Source organism: Colwellia sp. Bg11-28 (assembly GCF_002836245.1).
GTDB lineage: Bacteria > Pseudomonadota > Gammaproteobacteria > Enterobacterales > Alteromonadaceae > Colwellia > Colwellia psychrerythraea_A.
Window position 1 is genome coordinate 1 of the sequence record NZ_PJBA01000005.1, and the last position, 16,438, is coordinate 16,438.

General features: G+C 38.9%; 14 protein-coding genes. 10 read left to right on the top strand and 4 right to left on the bottom strand.

What is annotated here, in order from left to right:
• Positions 1-773 precede the first annotated feature (773 nt).
• The 9 genes from CXF79_RS05465 (at position 774) to CXF79_RS05505 (ending at position 7,816) form a co-directional block, all read left to right on the top strand.
• On the top strand, positions 774-1,160 hold the full coding sequence (locus CXF79_RS05465) for an ATP synthase subunit I (protein WP_011040930.1): 387 nt from the start codon (positions 774-776) through the stop codon (positions 1,158-1,160).
• 43 nt (positions 1,161-1,203) lie between these two features.
• Entirely contained in the window at positions 1,204-1,989 is a 786-nt protein-coding gene (gene atpB / locus CXF79_RS05470) for a F0F1 ATP synthase subunit A (protein WP_011040931.1), read from the top strand.
• Between the two features lie 98 nt (positions 1,990-2,087).
• Positions 2,088-2,324, top strand: coding sequence for a F0F1 ATP synthase subunit C (gene atpE, locus CXF79_RS05475; protein ID WP_011040932.1), 237 nt, complete (start codon positions 2,088-2,090; stop codon positions 2,322-2,324).
• A 47-nt stretch (positions 2,325-2,371) separates the two neighbouring features.
• Positions 2,372-2,842: a F0F1 ATP synthase subunit B gene (gene atpF / locus CXF79_RS05480; protein ID WP_011040933.1), complete on the top strand. Its 471-nt coding sequence runs from the start codon at positions 2,372-2,374 to the stop codon at positions 2,840-2,842.
• Between the two features lie 12 nt (positions 2,843-2,854).
• Entirely contained in the window at positions 2,855-3,388 is a 534-nt protein-coding gene (atpH, locus tag CXF79_RS05485; protein ID WP_011040934.1) for a F0F1 ATP synthase subunit delta, read from the top strand.
• 15 nt (positions 3,389-3,403) lie between these two features.
• Positions 3,404-4,945, top strand: coding sequence for a F0F1 ATP synthase subunit alpha (gene atpA / locus CXF79_RS05490; RefSeq protein ID WP_011040935.1), 1,542 nt, complete (start codon positions 3,404-3,406; stop codon positions 4,943-4,945).
• A gap of 37 nt (positions 4,946-4,982) precedes the next feature.
• A complete protein-coding gene (atpG, locus tag CXF79_RS05495; protein WP_011040936.1) occupies positions 4,983-5,846 on the top strand; it encodes a F0F1 ATP synthase subunit gamma in 864 nt (287 codons plus the stop codon).
• Between the two features lie 100 nt (positions 5,847-5,946).
• Positions 5,947-7,332, top strand: coding sequence for a F0F1 ATP synthase subunit beta (gene atpD, locus CXF79_RS05500; RefSeq protein ID WP_011040937.1), 1,386 nt, complete (start codon positions 5,947-5,949; stop codon positions 7,330-7,332).
• Positions 7,333-7,393: 61 nt separating this feature from the next.
• The gene (locus CXF79_RS05505; protein ID WP_011040938.1) at positions 7,394-7,816 is read left to right on the top strand and encodes a F0F1 ATP synthase subunit epsilon; all 423 of its coding nucleotides are present in this window, start codon (positions 7,394-7,396) and stop codon (positions 7,814-7,816) included.
• Between the two features lie 189 nt (positions 7,817-8,005).
• Here CXF79_RS05505 and CXF79_RS05510 read toward each other — a convergent pair whose 3' ends face one another.
• From CXF79_RS05510 to CXF79_RS05525, 4 genes are all read right to left on the bottom strand, one after another.
• Positions 8,006-8,917 carry a choline/ethanolamine kinase family protein gene (locus CXF79_RS05510; RefSeq protein ID WP_101154266.1) on the bottom strand — a complete coding sequence of 304 codons (912 nt, stop codon included), beginning with the start codon at positions 8,915-8,917 and terminating at the stop codon, positions 8,006-8,008.
• A 4-nt stretch (positions 8,918-8,921) separates the two neighbouring features.
• The gene (gene pnuC, locus CXF79_RS05515) at positions 8,922-9,575 is read right to left on the bottom strand and encodes a nicotinamide riboside transporter PnuC (RefSeq protein ID WP_101154267.1); all 654 of its coding nucleotides are present in this window, start codon (positions 9,573-9,575) and stop codon (positions 8,922-8,924) included.
• Positions 9,575-9,841 carry a hypothetical protein gene (locus tag CXF79_RS05520; protein WP_011040941.1) on the bottom strand — a complete coding sequence of 89 codons (267 nt, stop codon included), beginning with the start codon at positions 9,839-9,841 and terminating at the stop codon, positions 9,575-9,577. The genes pnuC and CXF79_RS05520 overlap by 1 nt, the downstream gene beginning before the upstream one ends.
• A 61-nt stretch (positions 9,842-9,902) precedes the next feature.
• Positions 9,903-12,065, bottom strand: a complete 2,163-nt coding sequence (locus tag CXF79_RS05525; protein WP_101154268.1) for a TonB-dependent receptor — start codon at positions 12,063-12,065, stop codon at positions 9,903-9,905.
• 614 nt (positions 12,066-12,679) lie between these two features.
• Between CXF79_RS05525 and CXF79_RS05530 the strand changes: the two genes are divergently transcribed.
• The gene (locus tag CXF79_RS05530) at positions 12,680-16,147 is read left to right on the top strand and encodes a hybrid sensor histidine kinase/response regulator (RefSeq protein WP_101154269.1); all 3,468 of its coding nucleotides are present in this window, start codon (positions 12,680-12,682) and stop codon (positions 16,145-16,147) included.
• Positions 16,148-16,438 lie beyond the last annotated feature (291 nt).

Consider the following 16,438-nt stretch of genomic DNA (forward strand, 5'->3'; position numbering starts at 1 on the left):
TTTACGCTACGGGTTTTTTGCTTTCTGGCATTTGAATAATGCCAATAATAGAGAAGTAAAACATCCTTGCGCCGAGGGCAGTGTGACTTAGGTTCGTTAAGCACATGTGAGTGCAGGACATTGCTACATTATATTTAGAGAAGCCCGATTTGAAAGAGTCGGGCTTTTTGCTGTCTGGGATTTAAAAGATGAAGTCCTTGTGAGCATAAGACATTGTTAAACTTTATTGTAAACAGGCCATAACTCTGGCTATGTGATCTTGTTCTCCGGGAGTTAAGTATTCAGAGAACGGAATATTACTGTTAGGTCATAAAGTTATTAACGTAAGAAGTTAGATATTCACTGTGAAAACAGTGATCGATTCCAAAAATATAATACGATAATCACTTCACTTGAGCTAGTTTCTTGAATTATTGATATCTTTTGAAAACAAGCTATGAACATGTGATTTTGGATATGGCCACCTGCTTTATTGTAATAGCCTTTTAAAGCCAAGAAATTATAAACAATACAATAGTCTATATTAATTAACTTTGACTTCCTTATACATCTATTAAGAGGCTTATCTTGATCGTTTCAAATTATAATTATATAAAACGGTATTTCTTTGGTGAATATGAGATATTCGCACAAATATAGTGCGTCTATTGCCCTTATATCTTGCAAAAAAAGACAAGTTAAGTATACTTGCGCAAACTTTTTAAAGTTAAAGTTTTTACTTTAAAAAATCAGTGTGTCATACGAATAACGTCGTATAAGAAAATTTAAAAAATATGAGAAATGAACTTACAAAGCCAGGCCGGAAATTTGCCTATCAACAAAGTGCTTTGATAACCCTAATAACACTCATTTTTACACTGATAACATATTTTATTTGGGGATTTGAATCCGCAAAGTCAGCTGCCTTAGGTGGCATAATTGGGATACTGCCCAATTTATTTTTCGCATACAAAGCATTTAGATTTGCTGGTGCGAGAGCGTCAAAGATGGTTGTAGAATCATTCTTTAGTGGCGTAAAGCAAAAAATGGCGTTAATGGCGTTACTACTTGGTTTAACAATCAAATTTGTAGTGATTAGCCCGTTACCATTTTTTAGCATGTTTTGTTTAGTTATGGCTTTGCCAATAATAACTCCGTTTATTATTAAGCAGCAGCGGTAATTTACTTTTTTATTTTTTAAACTTTAATTATTGGGAAATTAATATGTCATCAGGCGCTGTGTTAACCAGCCAAGAATATATTACGCACCATTTATCTAATTTGAAAGTAGGTGAGGGCTTCTGGGCTGTTCACTTGGATTCATTAGGATGGTCTGTATTCTTGGGTTTGGTCTTTTTAACGATTTTTCGTTCCGTTGCTAAAAAAGCAACTTCTGGCGTACCAGGCAAACTGCAATGTGCAGTAGAAATGGTTGTTGGATTTGTTGATGATAGTGTTAAAAGCACTTTCCATGGCAAAAACGCGTTAATTGCACCATTAAGCTTAACCATTTTCGTATGGATTCTCTTAATGAACTCTATGGATTGGGTTCCAGTGGATCTTTTACCACACTTAATCCATTGGGTTACAGGTATGCCTTTAGGTGATATCTACATGAAACCTGTACCAACAGCTGATCCAAACATTACTTTTGGTCTTGCGTTAGGTGTATTTATCCTAATCATCTACTATTCAATCAAAGTAAAAGGCGTAGGTGGTTTCATGAAAGAACTTACTACACAGCCTTTTGGTCACTGGTCTTTATACCCAGTAAACTTTATCCTTGAAACGGTAACTATGCTAGCTCGACCATTATCACTAGCTTTACGTTTATTTGGTAACTTATATGCAGGTGAGTTGATTTTCTTACTTATCGCAACAATTGGTGTATTCCAATTGCCAGTACACTTTTTATGGGCAGCTTTCCACTTGTTGGTAATCCCATTACAAGCGTTTATTTTTATGATGCTAACTATTGTATATCTTAGTTTAGCGCATGAAGATCACTAAATTTGTCGAAGAAGGTTATCAGGCCCGAGTGGGTAAATAACTTTCTTCATCAAAACAGAAATTTTTAAAACTTTAACTTTAAACAATCGGAGATAAAAATGGAAAACTTTGGCTTAATGTATATTGCAGCGGCTTTGCTAATTGGTTTAGGTGCTCTTGGTACTGCTATTGGTTTTGGTCTTTTAGGTGGTAAATTCTTAGAATCTGCTGCTCGTCAACCTGAACTAGCACCACAACTACAAGTTAAAATGTTCATCGTAGCGGGTCTAATCGATGCTATCGCGATGATCGGTGTTGCTATTGGTTTATACATCTTATTCGTTAAAATTGGTTAATTTTACCACTTTTTTTTTAAACGAATAATTGATAGGAGGTACGCACAATGGATATTAATATGACCCTAGTTGGCCAATTAATTGCGTTTGTCGTATTTGTAATATTCTGTATGAAGTATGTATGGCCACCAATTATTGGTGCTATAGAAGATCGTCAAGCAACTATTGCTGACGGACTTGCTGCTTCAGACCGTGCTGCTAAAGATCTTGAGTTAGCTCAAGAGAAAGCTACAGCTCAATTAAAAGAAGCTAAAGTTCAAGCTGCGTCTATTGTTGATGCTGCTAAAAAACATGAAGCTAAAATTGTTGATGAAGCTGCAGGTAAAGCACAAGTTGAGAAAGAAAGAATCTTAGCTAGCGGTCATGCGGAAATTGAAACTGAACGTAACCGAGCTAAAGAAGAATTGCGCAAAGAAGTTGCAGTTCTTGCTATTGCCGGTGCCGAGAAAATTCTTGAGCGTTCAATTGATGCCGCTGCACATAGCGACATCTTAGATAAACTCGTCGCTGAACTTTAAGAGGAAAGAGCTATGTCTGAATTGACAACTGTCGCTCGTCCTTACGCTAAAGCAGCGTTCGAATTTGCTGTTGAAGCTAAAGCAATAGATAGCTGGCTAGTCCAGTTAACTTTTGCTGCTGAAGTTGCTAAAGATGAAACCATCAAAGGTTTTTTATCTAGTGGTGCTTCAGTAGAGCAAGCACAAACATTATTTTTAAATGTTTGTGGTGAGCAAGTAGACAGTCAAGGCCAAAACTTTTTGAAAGTAATGGCAATAAACGAACGTTTGTTGGTGCTACCACAGGTTCTTGAGCAATTTATAGCGTTAAAAGCTGATTTTGACCAAGAAGTTTCTGTGGATGTAACCTCTGCTGTTGAAGTAACAGCAGAGCAAAAAACAACATTAAGCGCCGCGCTTGAAAAGCGCTTGGCACGTAAAGTAAAGCTTAATTGTTTTGTTGATGCGAGTATCGTCTCCGGTTTAGTTATAAAAGCTGGTGACATGGTAATAGATGGTTCAATCAAAGGTAAACTGAACCGCTTAGCAACAACATTACAATCTTAGATAAGGGAACAGAGCATGCAACTGAATTCCACTGAAATCGCTGAACTGATCAAGAATAGAATTGAACAGTTTAACGTTGTCAGCGAAGCTCGCAACGAAGGTACTATCGTTTCTGTAACAGATGGTATCATTCGTATCAATGGCCTTGCCGATGTAATGCAAGGTGAAATGATCGAACTTCCTGGTAGCCGTTTTGCTATCGCGTTAAACCTAGACCGTGATTCGGTAGGTGCGGTAGTAATGGGCCCTTACGCTGATTTAGCGGAAGGCCAAAAAGTTAAAGGTACTGGTCGTATTTTAGAAGTACCAGTAGGTCGTGGTTTATTAGGCCGCGTAGTAAACACTTTAGGTGAACCAATTGATGGCAAAGGCCCAATTGAAAATGATGGCTTCTCTCCAGTAGAAGTTATTGCACCAGGTGTTATCGATCGTAAATCTGTTGACGAACCAGTTCAAACTGGTATCAAGTCAATTGATGCTATGATTCCAATTGGTCGTGGACAACGTGAATTAATCATTGGTGACCGTCAAATCGGTAAATCAGCGATTGCACTTGACGCTATCATCAACCAAAAGAACACAGGTATTAAAAGTATTTATGTTGCTATCGGTCAGAAAGCTTCTACCGTTGCAAACGTTGTACGTAGCTTAGAAGAGCACGGCGCGTTATCAAATACTATTGTTGTTGTTGCCTCAGCTTCTGAAGCTGCTGCACTACAATACCTAGCTCCATATGCTGGTTGTTCAATGGGTGAATACTTCCGTGATCGCGGTGAAGATGCACTAATCGTATATGATGATTTGTCTAAGCAAGCTGTTGCTTACCGTCAAATTTCATTACTTTTACGTCGTCCGCCAGGTCGTGAAGCGTACCCAGGTGACGTTTTCTATCTTCATAGTCGTTTATTAGAACGTGCTGCTCGTGTAAACGAAGCATACGTTGAAAAATTCACTAACGGTGAAGTTAAAGGTAAAACAGGTTCATTAACTGCCTTACCAATTATTGAAACGCAAGCGGGTGATGTATCTGCTTTCGTACCAACTAACGTAATCTCAATTACCGATGGTCAGATTTTCTTACAATCAGATCTATTTAACTCAGGCATACGTCCTGCTGTTAATGCTGGTATTTCAGTATCTCGTGTTGGTGGTGCTGCGCAAACTAAAATCATCAAGAAACTTGGTGGTGGTATTCGTTTAGCATTGGCTCAATACGCTGAATTAGCAGCTTTCGCTCAATTCGCATCTGATTTAGATGACGCGACTCGTGCTCAATTAGAGCATGGACAACGCGTAACAGAATTAATGAAGCAGAAGCAGTACAGCCCATTATCAATTGCAGAAACAGCGGTATCATTATTTGCTGCTGAAAAAGGTTTCTTAAACGACGTTGCTATAAACAAGGTTGTTGATTTTGAAGAAGCTCTACATGCATACATGAGTAATGAGCAAGCTGCGTTGATGGCTACTATCAACGAAAAGGGTGATTACAATAAAGATATCGAAGCTAGTTTGAAAACAGCACTTGAAAATTTCAAGTCTACTCAAACTTGGTAATCAGTCTTTAATTAAGTAACCTTTTCGGAGAAGAGTCATGGCCGTTGGTAAAGAAATAAAAACCAAGATTGCGAGTGTTAAAAACACTCAAAAGATCACAAGCGCTATGGAAATGGTAGCTGCCAGTAAAATGCGTAAAGCGCAGGAAGGCATGGCAGCCTCTCGTCCATATGCGACAAATATACGAAATGTGATCGGTCATATTGCGCTTGGTAACTTAGAATATCGTCATCCATATATGGAAGAACGTGAAACTAAGCGTGTTGGCTATATTGTCGTCTCAACCGACCGTGGTTTGTGTGGTGGCTTAAATATTAACTTATTTAAGAAAGTACTTGCTGATGCTGCTGAAAAGCAAGCATCAGGTGCTGAAGTTGAATTTGGTGTTGTAGGCTCAAAAGCTACATCATTTTTCAACAATATGGGCGCTAAAGTATCTGCACAAATATCTGGCTTAGGGGATTCCCCTTCACTTACTGACTTAGTTGGTAGTGTTGCGGTAATGCTTAAAGCTTATGATAACGGTGAAATTGATAAGCTATACGTTGTGTATAACAAATTTGTTAATACTATGACGCAAGACGCGACAATTGATCAATTGTTACCTCTACCTAAATCAGATGACGAAGAAATTAGTCATCGTTGGGATTATATCTACGAACCTGATGCTAACTCATTGTTAGATAAGTTATTAGTTCGTTATATCGAATCTCAAGTATACCAAGGTGTTGTTGAAAACATAGCTTGTGAGCAAGCTGCCCGTATGGTTGCGATGAAAGCCGCAACAGATAATGCTGGTGATTTAATCGACGATCTACAGTTGGTATACAACAAAGCGCGTCAAGCGGCAATCACTCAAGAATTGGGTGAGATTGTTGCTGGTGCAGCTGCGGTAGGGTAAGCAGATAATTCAGTAATGAATAAATCTGAAACAATTTTCGTAATTTAACGACAAGTTAGCCTAAGCGAAGCTGGGCTAACTTAAATTAAGAGGAATAAACATGAGTACAGGTAAAGTCGTCCAAATAATTGGCGCAGTTGTGGATGTAGAATTTCCACAAGATGCCGTACCTCAGGTATATGACGCATTAAAGATAACTGAAGGTGACCTTGAAGGTTTAGTACTTGAAGTGCAACAGCAGCTTGGTGGCGGCGTTGTGCGTACTATCGCAATGGGTACATCTGACGGTTTGCGTCGTGGTCTGAATGTAGTAAATACAGGTCAAGGAATCCAAGTACCAGTTGGTGTTGAGACTTTAGGTCGCATCATGAACGTACTGGGTGAGCCAATTGATGAAGCTGGCCCTATCGGCGAAAAAGACCGTTGGTCTATTCACCGTGAAGCACCTGCTTATGCTGAACAATCAATGTCTAACGAATTGTTAGAAACTGGTATCAAAGTAATCGATTTAGTTTGTCCATTCGCTAAGGGTGGTAAAGTTGGTCTTTTCGGTGGTGCTGGTGTTGGTAAAACAGTAAACATGATGGAACTTATCCGTAACATCGCAATCGAGCACAGTGGTTACTCAGTATTTGCTGGTGTTGGTGAGCGTACACGTGAAGGTAACGATTTCTATCACGAAATGAATGATTCTAATGTACTTGATAAAGTATCATTAGTTTACGGCCAAATGAACGAGCCTCCAGGAAACCGTTTACGTGTTGCCTTTACTGGTTTAACTATGGCTGAGAAATTCCGTGACGAAGGTCGTGACGTATTATTCTTTGTTGATAATATCTATCGTTATACTCTTGCGGGTACTGAAGTTTCTGCACTTCTTGGACGTATGCCATCAGCGGTTGGTTATCAACCAACACTTGCTGAAGAAATGGGTGTATTACAAGAACGTATTACTTCAACTAACAAAGGTTCAATCACTTCAATCCAAGCGGTATACGTACCAGCAGATGATTTAACTGACCCTAGTCCTGCAACTACTTTTGCTCACTTAGATGCAACTGTTGTATTAAGTCGTGATATTGCTTCGCAAGGTATTTATCCTGCGATTGACCCACTAGATTCATCTTCACGTCAACTAGATCCATTAGTAGTTGGTACTGAACATTATGAAACTGCTCGTGGCGTTCAAACAGTATTACAACGTTACAAAGAACTTAAAGATATCATCGCCATCTTAGGTATGGATGAGTTATCTGAAGAAGATAAGCAAACTGTATCTCGTGCACGTAAGATTCAGCGTTACTTATCTCAGCCGTTCTTCGTTGCTGAAGTATTTACTGGTTCTCCTGGTAAATATGTATCATTAAAAGACACCATTGCTGGTTTTAAAGGCATTTTAGCTGGTGAATACGATGATATGCCTGAGCAAGCGTTCTACATGGTTGGTGGTATTGAAGAAGCCATCGAGAAAGCGAACAAGATGTAATCATCTGGTAATTCCCTACAGCAAAAGCGGTAGGGAATTACATGAATAGAGGTCGAGTCAAATGGCATTATTAACTGTTAATCTTAATGTAGTAAGTGCAGAAGAAAGCTTGTTTTCTGGTAGCATTAAATCATTACAGATCACAGGTAGTGAAGGTGAATTAGGCATTATGCCTGGTCACGCACCTTTACTGACCTCACTAAAACCTGGTATGGCACTTATCACTAAAGCAGATGGCACTGAAGAAGTTATCTATCTTTCAGGTGGTATGTTAGAAGTTCAACCAAATAACGTTACCGTGTTAGCTGATGTAGCTACGCGTGCTGCGGACTTGGATGAAGAAGCGGCTCTTGCTGCTAAACAACGTGCAGAAGACAACATGAACGCCCATGGCGGCGATGTTGACTATGCTGCTGTTGCTGCTGAATTAGCTCGTGCAGTAGCGCAATTACGCGTTATTCAAGCGACTAGCAAGCATAGCTAATATTTGGTTACTTTTGTTAGTAACTAGATAAATACCCTCAGGTTTAGTGACTTCTACTCTTAAAAGTAAGCGTAGAAGTAAACACAGATACCGATTTTGAAAGCCACTTTACTTTTAGTAAAGTGGCTTTTTTGTGCCTGCAGTAAAGTTGAATGTTTTGCATGAAAGAAAAATTAGATTAGGAAAGTATTAACTTATTAATGGCATTAATTTTGGTATATCTAAGTGATGTTTTACCACAAAACTATCGAATGCTGACCATTGTTCAATAGCTAGTGATCTCAAATGATTATTAATTTTTGCATCATTTGTATTATCTAAATACCATAAGCCATTTATAAAGTAGCTATAAAGAAGGTAGTAAGTTAATAATATTTTATTCGGCTTGTAACTTGGTACTAAGGACATATAGCGATTAACAATCTCATCTATGTGGAGAGGTGAAATGTTATTAATAGCAATGAACATTGATAAGTCGAAATCTACCGGTGCTAAATGGCTACATTCGAAATCTATTAACCAAGATTGTCGCGTTTCATCAATAATAATATTGCTGTAATTTATATCACCATGGCAAATAATATTAGTGACATCAGAGCGCTTCTGTTCGATACCAATCTTTAAAGTCAGTGTTTCAGTGATGTCTGCTAAGAAAAGTTTTTGTTGTGATGGTCTTGAGTTGGGGTTAGTGAATAAGCGCCGTACTGACTCAGAAGTATCTAAACAGGGAATAGCTTTAGCATTCGGTTGTGGTAATAACTGATGTAATTTAGCCATGAGAGTTAGGCCAGTATCAATACACTGACTACTGCTAAGTTCAGTTTTATCCAGTGTTATACCGACAATATAGTCAGTGACTAACCAAGTATTGTCATGGTAGATAATTCTTGGGCTTAGGCCATGTTTAGCTGCATATTTGCTAGATAAAACCTCTGTTTCAGCGGTTTCACTATTTAATTTTTTTACAAAAAAAACCTGTAAAGCAGTCGTCACTTTAATGCAGGTGTGACTCATGCCATCAATCAACAATGAAATATCTACTACCTTTTCAAAACACGGTAGGGATCTGAGTGAGTTAAGTTGTGAAGAGGTAAGCGACATTAAACTATCTAGTGTTAGCTATAGCAGAAGGTTGTAAATTCGTTGAAGACTTTTGGTAAAGTTTCAACCATTTATGATAGCCGTAACCAGCAACAATAACGAAAACAATAAATAAAACGGTAGTCGGAATTAAGCCTTTTTCAAGATATAAATAGATAGAAGCTAAATCAATAACAATCCAATAAAGCCAGTTTTCTAACACTTTGTTAGCCACTAAATAAGTAGCAAATACCGCATAAACCGTGGTGAAGGTATCTAAGTAAGGAAAGTGTGCAGGAGAATAATTATCCATAAGATAACCTAACCCCATCGCCAGTAGTGCTAAGGCAGCACAAACCTTGATATGCCAACTTAATTGCCAGCTAACGATGGTTAGTTGGCTACTTTCATTTTGACTTTGATCAGATTGTTTAGACCATTGCCAATAACCATAAACCGCCATTAACAGGTAATAGGCGTTCAAAGCGCTATCCATTAATAATAAAACGTCATAAAAGATAACAGTATAAAGTGCTGTACTTATAAAGGCTGCTGGCCAACACCATCGTGAGCCTTTAGCGGCTAGAATCACGTATGCTATTGAAAGCACCATAGCAACTAGCTCAAGCCATGGCAGCTGTTGAAAATAGGCGGATACACTGTTTAATAATTCCGTCATTAACTTTCTGCTTCAACTTGTGAGCGATCACCATTAATAAATTTACAGACAAAAACTGCAGCACCTGTGGTTTTATGAACGTGCTTAATTTCAGCCATTACATGGTTCACCGCAAGATCGTAATCACCAAATACTTGCGTACTCATACCGTTGGTTATCACTTGTAAACCTTCAACACCTCTCAGTCGTTTTATAAACGCCCAAATTTCTGTTTTATACTGTTCTTCTGCTAGTGGGTATAAGCTCAGTTCGATAGATATTTTCATAAGTTACCTCTCAAGTTTTTGGAAGTGAGGTTAATCACTTCCAAGTTTATATCAGTAGTGATTAGAATTGATAATCTAGCGTAGCGCCGAAGACTAATGGCTCTGAAAGCTGCGTGTATTGTTTTGCAGTATAGCCATCACGAGGGTCATTACCAAAGTAAAAACCACGATTTGCGTAGTCTTCATTTGCTAAGTTACGACCCCAAATCTTTATCTGCCAATTATCTTGTATATAAGCGACTGAGGCATTTAATAGTGCAACGGCTTCTGATTGCTCGTCATGGCTATCGGAAAAGTAAAAACTATCTTTACCATCAACTGACAAGTTAATTAACCAATGGTCAGTAGGTTGAACATTTATGCCGACGTTAAATTGATAATTTGGCGCATGGGCCTGTTCACGCCCGCTTAATGAAACACCATCAGCATTAACAAAATCATTGAACTCTGTATCAAGTAAACCGAGTGACCCGTACACGTTTATTAAGTCATTTATATACCAAGCACCTTCAATTTCAACACCATAGTTACTACCCGTAGCGGCGTTACCTAAATAGCTAATAAATTCAGAGCTACCATCTTCACGTATTATGGTTTTAGAACTCTTAACTTGCATGTCTTCGCGATCCATATAGAAAACCGAAGTTCGAACATAAGCACTGTTCTCGAGTAAAGAAACTTTGTAGCCGATTTCATAATTCAATAAATACTCAGGGTCAAAAGTACGTAAATCTTCAGGTAAAGTACCATCGGTATTATGCCCACCCGCTTTATAGCCTCGGTTAATTGATCCGTACCACATACTGTCTTCATTTTGCTGGTAACTAAGTACTAACTTACCACCCACCATTGTATCGTCGATACTGTCATCAAATAAATCTGAATTGTTATAGTCAGCACTGCGATTTTCAATGCGTAAGCCTGACATTAACGACCATTTTTCAGCAATTTGAGTATCTAATTGACCATACAACGCTACACTCGTGCTTTCGTTAATTGAAGTAAAGTCACCGCTAGCATAAGTGTATTGGCGTAAAAGGTCTTCATCGTCTTGTTTAAAGTAAACACCTGCAACCCAAGCAGTACTGCCATTAAAAATTTCTTGGCCTTGGTTAGAAACCGCACGTAACTCAGTCGTTAATACGGTTTTATCACGGTAATAATGGTCAGTAGATGAGTAGCCATCAAAATCAGCTAAACAGCCAGATGGGGTAATGCATGGGTCTGGAGTATAAACAGGGTCATCACTGCGCCACTCATATTCGCCAAAGGCCCAATCTTCATCGTAACCATAGCCTAAATCTGTATCTGAATGGCTGACAATGGCTAATAGGGTGGCGCTTTCAAAACCTGTATAGGTAAATTTTGCTGAAAAGGCAGCTGTTTCTTGTTGGTCAAAACCAGGTTGGTCTGAATAGGTTTCTCTGGTGTTATCTAAAGAAAATACATCATAGCCATTATCAAAATCGAAATAGAATCCAGCAAGGTCAATGGTTAGATCATTACTTGCTTCTATGGCTAACTTGCCACGTACGCTTAATTCATCACGATTGTTGGTATCATCTCGTTGTAAATGGATATTTTCGGTAAAACCGTCACTGTTATGTTGGTTGACGGCTAGACGATAATTCACTGTATCACTTGCAGGTCCAGATAAGGCAACACCCATATCGTAAGAATTATAATTACCAACACCCAGTTGAACAGCACCTTCAAAATCTTCTGTGGGTTCATTGGTGGTAATATTGATCATGCCTGCAATTGCGTTAGCACCAAAACGTGTGCCTTGAGGACCTCGAAAAATTTCAGCTTGCTTCACATCAAATAAATTAGCGATGCTGCCAATACCAGTAAAGTCGATATCGTCAATAATCATACCTACAGAGGGGTTGATCGGCTCTTGAAATTGACTACGTTCACCAATGCCACGAATTTGATAATAACGTGCTCGCTGTGAGCCACTGGCAAAGTTAACATTAGGGCTAACAGCAACTAATTCTTCGAGATGACGTGCATTTCGTTGATTAATTTCAATATCGGTTAAAACCGATAAAGAAGCTGGAGTATTTTGTAAGTTTTGCTGGCGAAAATCACTGGTGACCGTGATAGTTTCAAGATTGCCGGTATTGCTGGTGTCATTATTCGCTTGCTGTTCAGCTGAAGCGGTAACGTTAAATAGACTTGCAGTGATAGCTAAACAGGTAGCAGATTTGGAGAACGTCATAAAATCTCATCAAAAAAAAGTAGGAGCGTGTGCAAGGAGGATAATTTTGATGAATTTTTTAGATTTATCTACAATACCAAGTCCATTAATATATTAACTACTCAGCGAGAATTAAAAGGCTTATTAGGCAAGGCATTGATTGCAGAGAATGGTTATTCCCTTGTCGCAATCAATAACGCTGCATATAAGCCTTTACCTTTTATTAGGTACTCGCCTTTGGGAGCTCGTTAGGAAAGCGATAACGGCACGAATTTATTTGATTTAGAAATGACTAAACTTTCACAAATTCTATTTGTTCTAACTTCCCTAGCGTAGCTCTGACTAAGTCATATATAAATGGACTTGATATCCACCATCCCTATGCCAAAAAATTAAGTAAACTAATTTTCTGCCCAGGTTCAAAGAGTATATTTCTCAGCGACAAATCAGTTAAAAATAATTAAATGACAGCGCACCCCTTGGTTCAACGCTATTCTAGCAAATAAATACACTATAATCTTTTTATTGTTTGGTACCTTAGGTATATTGGGGAATCCACATTGTGGTAATTTCTTATAATGCTAATTGGAGTCATTTATCGTCCTCTTGGTATAAATCAAAAGTAGTGAGTGTTTATGTTTCCTAATTGGCAATTAGTGCTGTTAAGTTTGGCTTATATTGGCCTATTATTTTTAATTGCTTTTTTAGGTGACCGATACCGACACCAGTTGGCTAGAAAGGGACAGAGCATTATTTATGCACTGACCTTGGGGGTTTACTGTACCTCTTGGAGTTTTTTAGGAACAACAGGACAAGCATCGACCAGTTTACTGTCTCACTTACCTATTTATTTAGGGCCCATTCTATTATTCGTTTTTGCTTGGCCATTTATCCAACGTATTATTCGCGTTAGTTTAAAACTTCATTTAACCTCAATTGCTGATCTATTGGCAGCTCGATTTGGTAAGTCTCACAATCTCGCTATCATGGTCACAATTGTTGCGCTCGTTGGCACCATGCCTTATATCGCGCTGCAGCTTAAAGCTATGGTGTATTCATTTCAGCAACTTCAAATAGACCAAAGCTTAAATAGCTGGCACATCGGTCTAGTTGTTAGTTTAGTTCTAGCTATGTTTACCGTTTTATTTGGTATTAGACATATCGATGTCACTGAGCGACACCCAGGTGTGATGCTGGCCATTGCCTTTGAATCTTTAGTGAAGTTAGCGGCCTTTTTAGCGGTAGGTATCTTCGTTTGTTTTGTCTTGTATGACTCGCCAGCAGATATTTGGCAGCAGGCCAATGCTGATGAATTATTAGAACAGCAATTAACCATAGACAATGTAACGTCAATGTTTGCCATGTTGGTGATTGTTATGGCGGCTTTCTTGTCTTTGCCAAGGCAATTCCAAGTCATGGTGGTTGAGCTTAAGGATCAAAGAGATACTTGGCTAAGTCGTCGAGTTTTCCCTATATATATTTTAATTTTTGCCTTTTTTGCTGTGCCGTTGGGGTTAGCTGGTCAAATGCTTCTTGGTAATACGGTGCCTTCTGATACTTACGTACTCTTTCTTCCTGACGTTACCCAACAAACATGGTTGACCTTATTTGCCTTTTTAGGTGCAGTCTCGGCAGCAAGTTCTATGGTCATTATCTCTTCTATTGCTTTGAGTACCATGTTGAGTAATGAAATTGTCTTCCCTCTGCTTTATCGTCGTCAAAAAGTAGCACAGACTGACTATGATAACTTTCGCAAGCGATTGTTAAATATTAGAAAATTATTGGCTTTGTTTGTTATTTTGTTAGGTTATGGTGTTTTCATCATGGCTTCACCAGATACACTCTCTTCATTAGGGGAAGTGGCCTTTGGCGCTTTCGCGCAATTAACACCAGCCCTTATCGCTGCTTTTTATTGGCGTCGTGCTAGTTTAATGGGTGTTTATGCAGGGATTTTAGTGGGTTTTATTCTGTGGCTTACTCTTAACTTTTTACCTCAGTTTGGTCTATATGCTTCGCCTTTTGCCGAAGGCTTTTTGCCTGTTAAAACCACGGCGACCTTATTTAGTTTAGGCGCTAACATTATTGTAATGTGGGCTTTGTCTCAAATCAGCAGACAAAGCGTACAAGAGAGAGTTCAAGCGTCATTGTTTTTAGAGTGGCAGTCACCTAAGTTATTAAAAGTTGAGAAAAAAAGGCAGCTTGATGTACAAGAATTAGAACTATTAGCCTCGCGTTTCGTTGGTTTGGAAAAAGCACAAGCTAACTTTAATTCCTTTTTATCATCGCATGATAAAAAGGAATTGGGCAATGTCATTTATAATCAACAATTGATCCAACATACCGAAAATACCTTAGCAACGGTTATGGGCTCATCTTCGGCCCGACTAGTGCTTTCTTCCGCATTAGATGGTCGTGATATTGCCCTAGAAGAGCTGGCGGTACTTGTTGAAGATGCATCGAGTCAACAGCAAGAATTTTCTCAACATTTACTACAAAGTGCCATTGAGAATGCGAGTGAGGGCATTTCGATTGTTGATGATGAGTTACGCTTAGTGGCTTGGAATAAAAAATACTTAGACTTATTCGAATACCCCCCTGAATTAGTCTATATGGGCAGCCCAATATCCGCCCTTATTCGTCATAACGTGAAACGAGGTTTGTGCGGCTCTGGTGATATAGAGTCACAGGTAGAGCGTCGTTTAGATTTTTTACGTAAAGGTAGCCCGCATAGCTCGGAGCGGCAACAAGTGAGTGGCCAAACTATTCGCATTGAAGGTAATCCGCTTCCTGGTGGCGGTTTTGTCATGCTATTTTCTGATATCACGGCATATCGACAAGCGGAGCAAGTCCTCAAAGAAGCAAACCTTGATCTTGAAACCCGCGTCTATGAACGTACGCTAACGTTAGCTAAAACGAATGAAGCGCTAGCGAAGGCACATGAGAAAGCAGAACAAGCGCATTTGAAAAAGAGTCAATACCTAAACGCTTGTAGCCATGACTTAATGCAGCCGCTTGAAGCTGCGAGATTATTTACTTCAGCATTGTCAGAACAAAATAATTTAACGACTGATCAGCAAAGGCAAGTCGAAAATATCGATCGCTCTCTCAAAGCGGCGAACGATTTATTAGCTGATTTAGCAGAAATTGCGCGATTAGAAAGTGGCAACATCAAAGCTAATATTCAAGCATTCGCACTGAATGAATTATTTGAAGATTTAGCGCAAGAATTTTCGGCCCTTGCGATCGAGAAGTCAGTAGAGTTTCGTTTGGCGGTGAGTAAAGTATGGGTGAAGTCAGATAGGCACTTATTAAGACGTATCATTCAAAACCTTGTTGGTAATGCCTTTAGGTATGCGAGCCCAGGCAAAGTATTATTGGGTGCCCGAGTCTTTAATAATCAAGTAATCATACAAATTTTAGATAATGGGCCAGGTATTCCCGTTGAGAAGCAGGTCGTGGTGTTCGAGCAATTTACCCAACTTAATACCCCAAATAATCACGCGGGTAGAGGATTAGGTTTAGGGCTTAACATCACGCAAAGTTTGGCGCAGTTATTGGGACACACGTTAAGTTTACAATCGAAAACTATGCAAGGCTGTAAATTTTCTGTGCAAGTAGAACAAGCTGAGCCACTGGTACAAAGTAATATTAATATCCCAAGTTTTACTGTCGCTTTAAAAGACATAACTGTTTTATGTATTGATAATGATCCGGATGTACTCAGTGGCATGGTTGAGCTACTTTCAGCATGGCAATGTAATATCCTCGCAGCAGATTCTAGAGAAACAGCCTTGGAAGAGTTTGCTAATCACAGTAACGAAATTGATATATTACTGGTAGATTATCAATTGGGTTATCAAACTGATGACCCACAAGGCAAACAAGTTGATGGCTTAACCTTAATTAGTGATTTACGTAGCCAATGTCATCATTCGTTACCCGCAATATTAATCACGGCGACAACGGAGCCTGGGATTGAAGATAAAGCTAGAAGTTTAGATGTGGGATATATGCGTAAATTAGTGAAACCAGCAGCGTTAAGGGCGATGATGAGTGCCATGCTTGCTAAGAAACTACAAGCAGATTACGTCGGTTATAGTTAGGTTGGCACAGTCGGTAAGACAATATTATTGTGTAGATTTTAGTTAACGTAAGCATGACGAAAAAAGCTGCTACATATTATGTAACAGCTTTTTTTATTACCATTGCACTCGGTTATGTTATACATAGCAGTCGCCATTTAGGATGCAAGATTAAACCGAAATTAGAAACACCTTTAGTTAAGGAACTCTATTTGTTTTTTATGTTCTAAACACATCACTACGTTGTTATACCTGGTATTGAAATAGCTCAAACACCAATGAAACATGCATCTTGAATGGTATTGAATATGT